Genomic DNA, 13,479 nt, shown 5'->3' on the forward strand with positions numbered 1-13,479 from the left:
TTTCGTTCACCTCCCGTCAGTTATACCTCGTTGACCTGATCCGTGAGCACGCTGTCATTCCCTGATGACGTCTGGGAACGACGGATTGTCGCTTTATTGTTGCGGAGACAACGGATGCAGAAAGCATCAAAACAACGTTTTATTGGTTTGGAATGGCTGCGCTTCCTGCTCGGCTGTTATGTGATGATTTACCACACGGTTCATCAGTACCCGCAGCGCGGTTCAGTGCCCTTCTTGGCTGAACTCACCAGCATGGGTTTCTTCGCCACCAGCACCTTCTTTGTGCTTTCCGGCTTTCTGCTTACCCACGTCTATTTTAACGGCAATCAGATGCGCGAGTCGGGTAAAAGCTTTCTGAAAAAACGCTTCTGCAACCTGTATCCGATCCACATCGTGGCGCTGGCGTCGTCGATTTTGGTTGTCAGCCTGATGCAGTGGCTCGCCATTCCGCCCGAAGGCCCCGGCTCAAGCCTGAGATTTGTGGTGTATGACACCAACTCCGAGCTGGCCGGCACTAATCCCGAACTTTTCCGCCACTATATGACTAACGCCCAGTTGGCATTTAACGGCGTATTACAGCTGCTGATGCTGCAAGCCTGGAACCCCTACTTCCTGACTTTCAATGCGCCGCTCTGGTCACTCTCCACCCTGTTTTTTTTCTACCTGTTCTTCCCGTGGCTCGGCCCGAAACTGCTGGCACTGCGCCATAAATGGCTATGGATGGCGATCATCTGCGCCCTCTACCTGCTGCCGCCCATTTGGGTGATTTGGCAGCAGCAGTACGGTATGCCTTTCACCGGCCTGTTGCAGCGTGGGCCGCTGTTCCGCCTGCCGGAGTTTCTGGCGGGGATACTCGGTTATGGCATTTTCCGCCAGCACCAGAGGGCCAATCTGGTGATTGGCCGTTCGACGCGCACCCTGCTGGCGCTGGGGATTTTGCTCTGCTTCCTGATTGGCACCGCGCTGTTTACTCACGGCAACGGTCGGCACTGGTACTTCCTGCTGCACAATGGATTATTACTTCCCTCGCAGGTCTGTTTGGTCTACCTGAGTGCCTTGGCACACGATCCGAAAAGCGCCTGGCTGCGACACTGGTCGCCACGGCTCGGCGCAGCCTCTTTGTCGATTTTCGCCCTGCACGTTCCGCTGTTCAGCCTGTTCCGCACAGTGGAACAGTTACTGCGCGGCGCACCGATGAGTTGCTTTAATGATTGGCAAGGTTGTATTGATGCGGCGGGCAAAGTGCAGCTCAGCGTGCCCGGTTATGTGATTTATCTGCTACTTACTGTGGCAATTTGTGTGATCTTCCAAGAAAGGTTTGTCGTGCGGATGCGCAATTTTCTGCTACGACTCTTCCCTGCGTCAGCAAAACCACAACGTCAGTAATGACAGGGGCTGCAGAGGAATTTCGCCGCACTTTGTAGCCCTTAAGTTGTGTAAATTAAACACGGTTCCTATAACAGCTTTACCCAAATTTACACATTTCATAACATTTTTAACATCTAAGACCGTTCTCGTTACAAGGATTAATCATCTATCCTGTCTAGGTAAATTTGATTTTAGTTACGCCACCCGAATGCAGATTTTTCTTTGCATCGCGTGACTATGATCACAATTAACGATCTACACATAATGACAAATTTGCACGCCGTATCCCCTCGTTAGACAGCACAGATTGTCTGATGAGAAGTGCGCATTCTATAAAACAAGGGAACATAGATGAGCAAAAAAACCTTGCCCGGCGTTACGCGTCGGCAGATCCTGACGTTTTCCGCCGCGTCCGCCGCTCTCGGCGTCGCCAAGGCAGCAAACGCCATTACGCTCAAAGGAACGCCCGTGTGGAGCCCCTTTGACGCCAGTCCTCCCCCGCAGATTGAAACCGAAGGTTGGGTGTTCTTTACCGACGCCGAAGCCGCCGCGCTGGAAGCCATTGTTGACCGTCTGATCCCCGCTGATGAGTTGAGCGTAGGGGGCAAAGATGCCGGTTGTGCCGTGTTTATTGACCGCCAGCTAGCCGGTTTCTACGGCACCTACTCCCGTCTGTATATGCAAGGCCCGTTCAAGCAAGGCACGCCGGAACAGGGCGACCAGTCACCTCTGGTTCCTCAGCAGCGCTACCGTTTAGGTCTGGCCGCTTTAGAGCAATACACCCAGACGGAACACAAAAAATCCTTCAAAGATCTGACCGGCGACCAACAGGATGAAATCTTGGGTGGCTTGCAAACCGGAAAAATAGCTTTGAATGGCATCGATTCCAAACTGTTCTTCGATATCGCGCTGAAGAACACCATGGAAGGTTTCTTCGCCGACCCGATTTATGGCGGAAACCGCAACATGGTGTCATGGAAAATGCTCGGGTTCCCGGGCGCGCGTTACGACTATCGCGAATACATCGGCAAACATAACCAGAAGTTAGATCTGGAACCGCTGAGTATCTCCGGTGGAGATGCATGGAAGATGAAAAGCTAGGGGCGAAAGAACAGATTATGGCAAAGAAACTACCCAAAACTGACGTGGTGGTGATTGGTCTCGGCTGGGCCGGATCGATTATCGCCAGCGAATTGACCGACGAAGGTCTGAACGTGGTCGCTATTGAACGCGGCCCGTGGCGTGATACCGCGCGTGATTTTAACGTTGCTACCGTCACCGATGAGCTGCGCTACAACAGCCGTCAGGAGCTGATGGTGCAGACAGCGCAAAACGCCATCACCATCCGTAACAACCCATCGCAAACCGCACTGCCGATGCGCGAATGGGGTTCGTTCCACCCGGGTAACGGCACCGGCGGCGCGGGCAACCACTGGGCGGGCATCACCTTCCGCTTCCAGCCTGACGAGTTCCGCCTGAAAAGCCACCTGACCGAGAAGTACGGCGCGAAGGCCATTCCAGAAGAGTTAGTGCTACAAGACTGGGGCACCGACTGGGAAGAGATGGAACCGCACTACTCCTCTTTCGAGCGTTTGGCGGGCGTTTCCGGCAAAGCCAGCAATGTGAACGGCGAGCACCACGAGGGCGGCAACCCTTACGAGGGTATGCGCTCCATCGAATATCCAACCAAGCCAATGGACATGCCGTATGGCCCAACCCTGTTCGCCGAAGCCGCGCGCAACATGGGTTACAAAGCCTTCCCGGTGCCATCCTCACTGGTGTCCGAAGCCTACACCAACCCGCTGGGCGTTAAGATGGGCCCGTGCACCTACTGTGGTTTCTGTACCAACTACGGCTGTGCCAACTATTCGAAAGCTAGCGCCATCACCACCGTGCTGCCCGCGCTTATCCGCAAAGAGAATTTCGAAGCCCGTACCAGCTGTGAAGTGATGCGCGTGGTGAAATCTCCAGACGGCAAACAGGTCACCGGCGTGGTGTATATCGACTCCTCCGGCGACGAGTGGGAGCAACCGGCTGACTTAGTGATCGTCACCGCGTTTACCTTTGAAAACGTGCGTCTGATGCTGCTGTCGGGGATCGGTAAGCCATACGATCCGATCAGCGGGACCGGTACCACCGGGCGTAACTATGCCTACCAAACCGCCAACGGCGTGCAGCTGTTCTTCGATGACAAGAACTTCAACCCGTTCATCGGCGCAGGTGCCGTGGGCATGGGTATCGACGACTTCAACAATGACAACTTCGACCACAGCGGCTTAGGCTTCTTCGGCGGTGGCAGTATTCGCGTCACGCCAATCGGTGGCGCACCTATCGGCTATCGCCCTGTCCCACCGGGAACGCCGAAATGGGGTAAAGAGTGGAAGAAAGCTACGGTAAACAACTACCTGAGCAGCATGTCGATTGGTTGTGAAGCCAGCAGCTACACCACGCGCACCAACTATCTGTCTCTTGACCCGAACTACGAAGATCGTTTAGGCCGTCCGCTGCTGCGCGTCACCTTCGACTTCCCAGAAAACGACCTGAAAATGGCCGCGTACTGTACCGGGAAAGTCGGCGAAATCGCTAAGGCCATGAACCCGCGCCAATATGTCGAAAACCCGATGAAAGGCCACTGGAACGGCGCGCCGTATCAGTCCTCTCACGTGGTGGGCGGCTTCGTAATGGGCGCAGACCCGGCAACCAGCTCGGTGAACAAACACCTGCAGGTGTGGGATGTGCCGAACCTGTTCGTGGTCGGCGCTTCCGCCTTCCCGCAGAACCCAGGCTATAATCCAACGGGCACCGTTGGCGCACTGGCGTTCAAGGCCGCAGAAGCGATTCGCAAGTACTATCTGAAGAAACCGGGAGAGATGATTGCATGAAAACTTTAGCTTGCTTCTCACTCGGACTGGTAGCCTTAACCCTGTCAGGTCTGGCTCACGCCGCGGGCGATGGCGCTTTCGAGCAGGTTGAGCGCGGCCGTTATCTGGCCACCGTCGGCGACTGCGCCGCGTGTCACACGGCTTCCACCCCAGATGCCAAACCTTTTGCTGGCGGCGTGCCAATTGAAACGCCTTTCGGCCGCTTGGTGGGCGCGAACATCACGCCTGACCCAGAAACCGGCATTGGTAAATGGAGCTTCGACGACTTTCAGCGCGCGATGTCCGAAGGTATCGGCCACGGCGGCAAACGCCTGTACGGCGCCATGCCGTTCACGGCTTACACCAAGGTTACTCGCGAAGACAACGCCGCGATCTGGGCCTATTTGCAGACGGTTCAGCCGGTGCATAACGAAATCGAAAGCAACCAGCTGCCCTTCCCCTTCAACGTCCGTACCAGCCTGATGGGTTGGAACTGGCTGAACTTCACCAAGGGTGAATACAAGCCGAAAATGGATAAGTCTGCTGAATGGAACCGTGGGGCTTATCTGGTTGAAGGTTTAGGCCACTGCGGCACCTGCCACACGCCGAAGAACCTGATTGGCGGCGACAAGGAGAGCCAGTTCCTGCAAGGCGCGGTGATTGAAAACTGGGTTGCTCCAGACATCACCGTGAACCAGCACACCGGGATTGGTAAGTGGACCGAAGAAGACCTGATGCAATATCTGAAAACCGGCGCAAATCGTTTCGATATCGCCTCTGGCCCAATGGCTGAAGAAGTGGATCACTCGTCCCAGCACTGGACCGACGCCGACCTGAAAGCGGTAGCGGTTTATCTGAAAGACAGCGGCCACGACAGCGGTTCTAAAGCACCAGAGCCAATCAAAGCCGATGATAAAGCGATGATCGCCGGGAAGCAGATTTACGCCGACCGTTGTTCAGCCTGCCATACGCCAAACGGCCAAGGTCAGGAAGGTCTGTTCCCGCGTCTGGCCGACTCTGCGTTGATCAATCAGGATCACGCCACGTCGCTGATCCGCGTCGTGCTAGCCGGCAGCCGCCCGGTCGCCACCCAAGCCGCACCGACCGCCCCGTCAATGCCATCCTTCGATGGTGTGATGAGCGATCAGGATATCGCCAACGTGCTGACCTATATCCGCAACAGCTGGGGTAATTCAGCATCAGCCGTATCGAGTTCGGATGTTAAGGACTTGAGAGCTGAACTGAAGAAATAGTTATTAAGGTTTGACCTTAATAATCCTCAAGTGGGGGCGCTGAAAAGCGCCCTTTTTTTTTCGCTTGTAAGCGGTCAAGGTCGTGGGCGTCGGCCCACACCGACCAAGGGAGGCGTAAACGCGCCTCCCTTGGAACCCTGCGTTTTTTCTTTTGTGAGTTCGAGGCTGCGCAGCGTTGGAATGGACATGTTTCAGGCACTTTAGTGATCGTCGCGAAGTGCCGCCGCTTAGGCGGTTCCCTCAGTTCGGGCTTCGAGCCATAGGTCTCGAACCACTCCCTCGGCGTCACTTCTGAACGCGACTTACTGGCTTCTCCACCGTGCCTTTTCAGTTGCTCCCTCTCCTTTTCAAAAAGAGGGCTGGGGTGAGGTTTGCCACATTTAGCGTTGAGTCAAACCACTCCTCATCCCTGCCTTCTCCTCTGAGAGGAGAAGGAGCAAAACCCAAATCCAAGACAAGGCCCCCTGAAACGGCACGGTTGAAATGCCACAAAACCGCAGTCAAAAATGGCGCTGAGCAAGAGGTTCAAGACCTAAGGCTTGAATCCCGCAGCGAAGGTACCGCCTAAGCGGCGACATTTTGCGGTGGAGAACAGATGTACCTGAAACACGTCCATTCAGCCAGCGACAGCGCGCAGTAAAGAGCCGGAGATTCTTAAGAGGCGCGGCGATAGGCGCCTCTTAAGGCCGGTGTGGCGGCAGCGCACGACCTTGAACTTTGGGCCCGTGTGGGCGGCGAGCCCACGGTCTTGAATTCCCCCCCCAAAATTCGCAATTAAAACCCCCTCAATAACAATTCATCACTTTTCCTCTCCCCGCCTGTTATGCGCATAACTCCCCCCTCCTGCTATGCTTTCAAACACATTCCCATCCGAAGGATTCACCATGCCCGCATGTAAAACAGTGTTAAAAACGACTCTCGCCGTCACGCTCGCTGCGTGGTTACCGCTCGCCAATGCGGCGGGTATCTTCATCCTTACCTCTGGCGACTTCAAAGATGGTGAGATGATGGCGCAGAAGTTCGCAGGAAATATCAAAGGCAATCAGTTCTGTACCGGTGAAAATGCTTCCCCGGCGCTAAGTTGGGAAAATGTGCCCGAAGGCACCAAGAGTTTGGCGTTGACGATGGTTGACCCAGAGGGGCGCGGCGGGCTGGGGGTGAATCATCTGGTGGCTTACGGGATTGCGCCGGATGCCAAAGGCTTTGCCGAAAACGATTTGGCGAAAGGCAAAGGTTTTATCGGCGGCAAAAGCACCCAGGGTAACGGACATTACAACGGACCTTGCCCGCCGGTGAGCGCCGGGGTTCATCACTACACCTTCACGCTGATCGCCACCGACCTGACGCCGGACGCCCTGCCTGCGGGCCTGACGCGCGAACAGCTGTTGGAAAAACTCGACGGACACAGCAAAGGTGCCGCCGGGATAATTGGCCGTTTCGGTAACAAATAAGCCGACTGGCAGGCGGTTTCAGGCCGCCTGCTGCTTATTTCCCCGCACCGCCAGCAGAGAGATGCCGGTAAAAATTTGCCAAAACGTGATGCTGTAAACCGAGCCTCGCTCAGCAATGCCGGTGGGTAAAATACCCCGCGTTAGCACCACCAGGCTGAGCAAACCGAAAATGCCCAACAGCCAGCTTAACCTGCTGAAAATCAGCCAAGAGGCTTTATTCCACTGGCTCCAGCCCGCGCACAGCAAGGTCAGATTCCCGCCGACGATCGCCAGAAATGCGCCGAACTGATGCAGCGACACGCCATGAAAAACAGTGTCTGAAGGTTCACTGTGGAACAGGGCAATAAGAATTCCGCCTACGCCGTGCAGCAGGCCAAACAGCAGCATCAGCCTTGCCGACAGGCCGCTAAACAACGGCCGCAAAAGCCAGCAGGCGATGAAAAACAGCACGCCTTCTATCGCAAAACCGGCGTTCATCACCCCATACAGCGGCGAGCAAATGTCTCGTCCGTCCGGCATCACGCCGCACTCGGCAACCCCCAGATCGCTAATGTAATTATTAACGTAGCTGTAGGCCGGTTGCCGCCAACCCAGCGCGGCGATTTTCTCTGCCAATAAGTAGATCAGCCCGCCAAGCATAAAGCTCAGCGCGCCGCCAATTTGACTCTTATTTACCTGCTGCATAAGCCCCTTAAATCTTCAAAGTTCAGCTGATAAAACCTCTATCAACTTGCAACATTTCATTAGCGCGATCATTGATTGTGACCCTACTCACAAAGCTATGCTCTGTCCTAGCCTATTGAAATGACGTGGCTAAATAGCTGCTACTGTCATAACTCCTCGTATTAAAAATGAAACACGATTAGTACTTTTTATTATTTTTTTACTCAGGAGAAAGTGACATGAAGAAGCATAGCATTGCGATATTCACCGCGTTAGCCGTCGCGGCAATTTCTGGGCAGGCGCAGGCCCAAAACGACGCCCCAGAATGGGTCAGCAAAGCGGTTTTTTACCAGATTTACCCCTCCTCATTTAAAGATTCTAACGGCGACGGCGTCGGCGACATTCAGGGAGTGATCGACAAGCTGGATTACATAAAATCCATCGGCGTGAACACCCTGTGGTTCAACCCGATGTTCTCCTCTGAATTCAAAGACGGCGGCTATGACATCACCGACTTCTACTCCATCGACAAACGCTTTGGCACCAACGCCGACTTCAAACGACTGGTGGAAGAAGCCCATAAGCGCGGCCTGCGCGTCTGTTTGGACTTGGTGGCGGGACACACTTCCGACCAAAATGCTTGGTTTTTAGAATCGAAAAAAGGCCCGGACCAACGCTACAGCGACTACTACATCTGGCCAGACAGAATTCCTGACGACGTAAAAGGAAAACAGAAAGACCAAATCAGCGGCGTGATTGGTGAAGATAGCTTTGTAAAAACCGACTCAGGTCGCTCGCCGTTTTATATCAAAAACTACTACGATTCCCAGCCAGCGCTGAACTACGGCTACGCCAATCCGAATCCGCAACACGCGTGGGAGCAGCCAATTGACGCCCCCGGCCCGATGGCGGTACGCCGCGAAATCGAAAACATTATCGCGTTCTGGATGGACAAGGGTGCCGACGGCTTCCGCGTGGATATGGCCTCCAGCGTGGTGAAAAACGATCCGGGCAAACTGGCCTCCATCAAAGTCTGGCAGGACATCTCCTCATGGTACAAAGCCAAGTATCCCGAAGGCGTGCTTATCTCCGAATGGAGCAACCCGAAGGAGTCCTCCGCCGCCGGGTTCAACATCGATTTCATGATGCACACCGGCAAATATAACTTCTCCTCGCTGTTCTTTAACAAGGTCGGCGGCGAGTTCGAGCCGCAGGTCAGCTACTTCGCCAAGCAGGGCAAAGGCCAAATCAAGGAGTGGTACGATCTTTACACCGAGCAATACAACGCCACCAAGGGCAAGAGCTATATCTCGCTGCCGACCGGCAACCATGATATTCAGCGCCTGAACGCCGGTGACCGTAACACCCTCGACCAGCTGAAAGTCACCATGACCTTCTTCCTCACCATGCCGGGCACGCCGTTTATCTACTATGGCGATGAGATTGGGATGAAATTCCAGACCGGGCTGTGGAATAAAGAAGGCAGTCAGGGGCGCGCCACTAAGAACCGCGCGGGTTCAAGGACGCCAATGCAATGGGATGACTCGAAAAACGCCGGATTCTCCACGGCGGATTATTGGAATCTCTACCTGCCGGTAGATAAAGACGCTAATCGCCCGACGGTGGCCAAAGAGGACAAAGACCCTGCCTCGCTGCTCAACTACACCCGCCAGCTACTGACGCTGCGCAAAGACAGTCCGGCGCTGTCGGCAGATGGCGACTGGAAGCTGGTGAGCGACGTCAATCAGCCCTACCCGATGGTCTATTTGCGCTCCTCGGGCGACGACCGCTATCTGGTGGTGCTCAACCCAAGCGAGCAGCCGCGCGATGTTTCCGTCCCCGCGTTGAAGGTAAAAACCGCCAAACTGGTGGCCGGAGATAACACCCAAGGCAGCTATAAGCCGGGCGAGCAAAGCGATGCCATCCACGCTGGCGCAATTTCTGCGCAGGTTTATAAACTGGATTAAGCTACTAAAAGCTTTACCACTTAAGCAAAAAGCCCCGCTAAACATCGCGGGGCTTTTTATCTTTCACTCTACTTTTATTTATTCACCGTATCCAAATACAGCTGGCTACCCGCGACGTTCTGGCTGGCGCCCGTTACGTTGTTACGTAAAGCCACCAGTAGTTTACTTTGCAGCGCCACCACGAATGGCGAGTTGTTCTGTATTTCACGTTGCAGATCGGCGTAGCGCGCCAGACGTTTGGTTGGGTCAGACTCTGCCGCCGCTTCGCGGGTCTGCTTGCTGATTTCCGGGATCACCCATTGAATACGCTGGGCCAGAGTTTTCGGGCCGTCCGGCACGTTATAGGCAAAGGTGCTGGCGTTGGTATTCGGGTCGAGATAATCCGCGCCCCAGTAGGTGAAGATGGACTGGAATTTGTGCGCACGCATGCGAGTCAGCACGTCGCTTTCCACCAGCGGATGTACCACTAAGTTAATTCCCGCCTTGGCGAAGCTGGCTTGCAGCGACTGGGCGATATCCGAATAGGGCGGCTGGTTGATCACCAGCAGGTCAATTTTGGTGCCTTCGGCGATACCCGCTTTGCTCAGGATCTCTTTCGCTTTGGCGACATCCAGCTTGAACGGCTGGTCGTCAATCGCCCCAGCCAGACCGTCCGGCAGGAAGGTTTGGTGAATGGCGTATTGGCCTTTCAGCAGGTCTTGCGAGATGCCTTTGTAGTCCACCAGCCAGCGAGCCGCTTGCCACAGCGCCGGGTTGTTCAGCGCGGGCTGAGAGGTGTCGCCGGTGTTGAAGGCCAGATAGAACACCTTGGCCGCCGGGAATTCAGAGACGCGCACGCCCTTCTCTTTTTGCAGCGAGGCGAACTGGTCGGCACCCAAGTCATAGGCAATGTCGGCATCGCCGTTTAGCACCAACAGGCGGCGGGTTGCCGGGTCCGCGACGTTTTTAAACAGCACGTTTTCTAGCTTCGCCAGAGGGTGCGCATTCGGGTTACGTTTCAGCACCAGCGCCTCATGCGGCACGTAGTTGCGCACTTCAAAGGCACCGCTGCCCGCCGAGCGAGAGCGCAACCAGCTGTTGCCGAAGTCGTTATTTTCCGCGTGGGATTTCACCAGTTTGCTGTCGACAATCGCCGCCACCGGCGCAGTCAGCACGCGCAGCACCAGCTCGCTGCCGATATCCGCCGGCCAGCTGATTTGCAGCTTATCGTCACCCACTTTTTTGAATTGGGCATCAACGTTGTCCGGCGTCCAGCCCAGCTCGCCGAGGATAAACGACGGGCTTTTGTTGAGTTTCACCGCGCGGGTGTAAGAGTAAATCACGTCATCCGCCGTCACCGGATTGCCGCTGGCGAACTTCGCTCCCGGCTTGATGGTAAACACCAAACTGTGTTCGCTATCGCCTTTGGTCCAGCTTGAGGCCACGTCAGGGTCCAGCGTGTCAGGGTGCTGGCGGTCTGGTGAGACAATCTGCTGATAAATATTGATTAAATTCCCCGAACTCACGGTTTCAAAGCTTTCAGCGGGGTCGAGACTGATAATGCCCTCAAGGGTGCTGGCGATCACCAGCGTATCTTTCGGCGTCGCCGCATGAGCACTGAACGCCGCCGCAACGGCCAAGAAAAGCAAAGAAGGAAGACGAACTTTCATGAAGGCAAAACTCCCGAAAAATTAAGTGTTTTTCGAGTGTAAGGACACTCACTCCAAGGCAAAACCATGAAATTAAGCAATATAATTCAGAAAATTAGCTAAGGCGGCGTTAAGCCAAATTTAAAGCGCGGTTAAAGGCTGGTGCTGATTTTTCGGCCACCTCGGATATGCGACTTCTATCGCAATATCAATCCCCTAAGTAGGTTATTACTGAGCGGCTTGTTTGTATATAAATCAACTATTAAGGATGATAATGATGAAAATCACACCGCTGAGCCTCGCCGTTTCGGCCTTACTGCTCTCCACCCCTTCGGCTTTCGCCAATGATGATCAGCCCGAACTCAGCCAGCGCGATGTCACCCTGTTGACCGTCGATGGGTTGAAGTTCAAAGACCTCAATCATTCGGGAAAACTGGAACCTTATGAAGACTGGCGGCTGACGCCGGAGATGCGCGCAGCGGATCTGGTGAAGCGCATGACGCTGGAAGAAAAAGCCGGGGTGATGATGCACGGCTCTGCCCCCACGGCTAACAGCCCTATCGGCGCGGGTAGCAACTATGATCTTGACGCTGCGAAACAGATGATTGCCGGGGCCAAGGTGAATAGCCTGATCACCCGTTTAACCGGGGAGGATCCGGCGGCGATGGCCGAAGAAAATAACAAACTTCAACAGATTGCCGAAGGAACGCGGCTGGGTATTCCCATCACCATCAGCAGTGATCCCCGCAACGCGTTTGAGTATTTAGTGGGTGCCAGCTCATCAGCTGGTAAATTCACCAAATGGCCGGAAACACTGGGCCTGGCCGCCATCGGCGATGAAAAAACCACTCGCCGCTATGCCGATATTGTCCGTCAGGAATATCTGGCAGTGGGAATTAGAGAAGCCTTGTCTCCGCAGGCCGATCTGGCGACCGAACCCCGCTGGGCGCGAATCAGCGGCACCTTTGGCGAAGATCCGGCTCGCGTCCATAACATGGTGCGTGGCTACATTGCGGGTATGCAAAACGGCAACAGCGGGCTGAATCAGGGCAGCGTTATCTCGGTGGTTAAACACTGGGTGGGCTATGGCGCGGCGGAAAACGGCTTCGACAGCCACAGCGTTTATGGTAAGAACGCCGTTTTCCCCAGCAACAATCTTAAAGAGCATATTTACCCCTTCACCGGCGCGTTTGAATCTCAAGTTGCTGGCGTCATGCCCACCTACTCCATCCTGAAAGATGTATCGATTGAGGGCAAACCGCTGGAGCAGGTCGGCGCGGGCTTTAGCCACCAGCTACTGACGGATATTTTACGCGGGCAATATGGCTTTAAGGGCGTGATCCTTAGCGACTGGCTGATCACCAATGACTGCGATGAGGTGTGTATCAACGGCGAGCCGGACGGCAAAGAACCGGTACCTGGCGGAATGTCGTGGGGCGTCGAGCAGCTCACTCCCCAGCAGCGTTTTGTTAAGGCGGTGAAAGCCGGTATCGATCAGTTTGGCGGCGTAACCGACTCCCAGCTTTTGGTCAACGCAGTCAATGAAAAACAGCTGACCGAACAGCGGCTTGACGAGTCCGTGGTGCGCATTCTGCAGCAAAAATTCCAAACCGGCCTGTTTGAAAATCCGTACGTTGATGTGCAGAAAGCCGCGCAAACCGTGGGTCGGGCTGACTGGCAGAAAGAGGCCGATGCCGCACAGTGGCGCTCGCTGGTGCTGTTGCAGAACAAAGACGCCATTTTACCTCTGAAAAAAGGCAAAAAAATCTGGCTGTACGGCGTGGCGGCGAAAGCGGCACAGGACGCAGGATTTACCGTCGTCGACTCGCCGGAAAAGGCCGATGTCGCGCTGATCCGCGCCCAGGCGCCATATGAAAAGCTGCATCAGAACTGGTTCTTTGGCAAACGCCATCATGAAGGTTCGCTGGCCTTTACTGAGGACAATGCCGATTATCGGGCAATCATTAATGCCAGTAAGCACGTCCCGACGGTGGTTAGCCTGTATCTGGATCGCCCGGCGATTTTGACCAATGTACAAGATAAAGCCAAAGCCATTATCGGCAATTTTGGGGTCAGTGATTCGGTGCTGTTTAGCCACTTGACCAGCAGCGAAGCCTTCACCGGCAAGCTGCCTTTCGAGCTACCTTTCTCCATGGAAGCCGTGCTCAAGCAGCAGTCCGATATGCCGCACGACAGCCAATCGCCGCTGTATGAAATTGGTTTTGGGCTAGCGCGCTAATGAGTCACCGGCCCTAACGCTCGCTTACCTCGCGCTAGGGCCGGTAGAC

General features: G+C 54.9%; 9 protein-coding genes. 7 read left to right on the forward strand and 2 right to left on the reverse strand.

The genetic code is table 11. The features are described from left to right. Nucleotides 1–114: 114 nt before the first annotated feature. The 5 genes from ACT3RR_RS11010 to ACT3RR_RS11030 all read left to right on the forward strand — a co-directional run bounded on the left by ACT3RR_RS11010 (nt 115) and on the right by ACT3RR_RS11030 (nt 6,933). Nucleotides 115–1,386, forward strand: a complete 1,272-nt coding sequence (locus ACT3RR_RS11010; protein WP_496200311.1) for an acyltransferase family protein — start codon at nt 115–117, stop codon at nt 1,384–1,386. A gap of 333 nt (nt 1,387–1,719) precedes the next feature. Next, a complete protein-coding gene (locus ACT3RR_RS11015) occupies nt 1,720–2,469 on the forward strand; it encodes a gluconate 2-dehydrogenase subunit 3 family protein (RefSeq protein ID WP_353501948.1) in 750 nt (249 codons plus the stop codon). A gap of 17 nt (nt 2,470–2,486) precedes the next feature. Further along, nucleotides 2,487–4,250, forward strand: coding sequence for a GMC family oxidoreductase (locus ACT3RR_RS11020; RefSeq protein ID WP_396130779.1), 1,764 nt, complete (start codon nt 2,487–2,489; stop codon nt 4,248–4,250). Beyond that, nucleotides 4,247–5,482, forward strand: coding sequence for a c-type cytochrome (locus ACT3RR_RS11025; RefSeq protein WP_496200312.1), 1,236 nt, complete (start codon nt 4,247–4,249; stop codon nt 5,480–5,482). The genes ACT3RR_RS11020 and ACT3RR_RS11025 overlap by 4 nt, the downstream gene beginning before the upstream one ends. 884 nt (nt 5,483–6,366) lie before the next feature. After that, on the forward strand, nt 6,367–6,933 hold the full coding sequence (locus ACT3RR_RS11030; RefSeq protein WP_496200313.1) for a YbhB/YbcL family Raf kinase inhibitor-like protein: 567 nt from the start codon (nt 6,367–6,369) through the stop codon (nt 6,931–6,933). A gap of 18 nt (nt 6,934–6,951) precedes the next feature. On the opposite strand, the gene ACT3RR_RS11035 is transcribed toward ACT3RR_RS11030, so the two are convergent. Continuing rightward, a complete protein-coding gene (locus ACT3RR_RS11035; protein ID WP_496200314.1) occupies nt 6,952–7,617 on the reverse strand; it encodes a DUF998 domain-containing protein in 666 nt (221 codons plus the stop codon). A 218-nt stretch (nt 7,618–7,835) separates the two neighbouring features. Between ACT3RR_RS11035 and ACT3RR_RS11040 the strand changes: the two genes are divergently transcribed. Next, a complete protein-coding gene (locus ACT3RR_RS11040) occupies nt 7,836–9,563 on the forward strand; it encodes an alpha-amylase family glycosyl hydrolase (protein WP_496200315.1) in 1,728 nt (575 codons plus the stop codon). A gap of 74 nt (nt 9,564–9,637) precedes the next feature. Here ACT3RR_RS11040 and ACT3RR_RS11045 read toward each other — a convergent pair whose 3' ends face one another. After that, nucleotides 9,638–11,212, reverse strand: a complete 1,575-nt coding sequence (locus ACT3RR_RS11045; RefSeq protein WP_496200316.1) for an ABC transporter substrate-binding protein — start codon at nt 11,210–11,212, stop codon at nt 9,638–9,640. 256 nt (nt 11,213–11,468) lie between these two features. Here ACT3RR_RS11045 and ACT3RR_RS11050 point away from each other — a divergent pair, with 256 nt between their 5' ends. Further along, nucleotides 11,469–13,430 (forward strand): glycoside hydrolase family 3 protein, encoded by a 1,962-nt coding sequence (locus ACT3RR_RS11050; protein WP_496200368.1) that lies wholly within the window; start codon nt 11,469–11,471, stop codon nt 13,428–13,430. The last annotated feature ends 49 nt before the right edge of the window (nt 13,431–13,479 follow it).

This window comes from Ewingella sp. AOP8-B2-18, from assembly GCF_052376015.1.
GTDB lineage: Bacteria > Pseudomonadota > Gammaproteobacteria > Enterobacterales > Enterobacteriaceae > Ewingella > Ewingella allii.

Bases quoted from the DNA above. Each gene is read 5' to 3' on its own strand.
- ACT3RR_RS11010 (WP_496200311.1), top strand. From the start codon at position 115: ATGCAGAAAGCATCAAAACAACGTTTTATTGGTTTGGAATGGCTGCGC.
- ACT3RR_RS11015 (WP_353501948.1), top strand. From the start codon at position 1,720: ATGAGCAAAAAAACCTTGCCCGGCGTTACGCGTCGGCAGATCCTGACG.
- ACT3RR_RS11020 (WP_396130779.1), top strand. From the start codon at position 2,487: ATGGCAAAGAAACTACCCAAAACTGACGTGGTGGTGATTGGTCTCGGC.
- ACT3RR_RS11025 (WP_496200312.1), top strand. From the start codon at position 4,247: ATGAAAACTTTAGCTTGCTTCTCACTCGGACTGGTAGCCTTAACCCTG.
- ACT3RR_RS11030 (WP_496200313.1), top strand. From the start codon at position 6,367: ATGCCCGCATGTAAAACAGTGTTAAAAACGACTCTCGCCGTCACGCTC.
- ACT3RR_RS11035 (WP_496200314.1), bottom strand. From the start codon at position 7,617: ATGCAGCAGGTAAATAAGAGTCAAATTGGCGGCGCGCTGAGCTTTATG.
- ACT3RR_RS11040 (WP_496200315.1), top strand. From the start codon at position 7,836: ATGAAGAAGCATAGCATTGCGATATTCACCGCGTTAGCCGTCGCGGCA.
- ACT3RR_RS11045 (WP_496200316.1), bottom strand. From the start codon at position 11,212: ATGAAAGTTCGTCTTCCTTCTTTGCTTTTCTTGGCCGTTGCGGCGGCG.
- ACT3RR_RS11050 (WP_496200368.1), top strand. From the start codon at position 11,469: ATGAAAATCACACCGCTGAGCCTCGCCGTTTCGGCCTTACTGCTCTCC.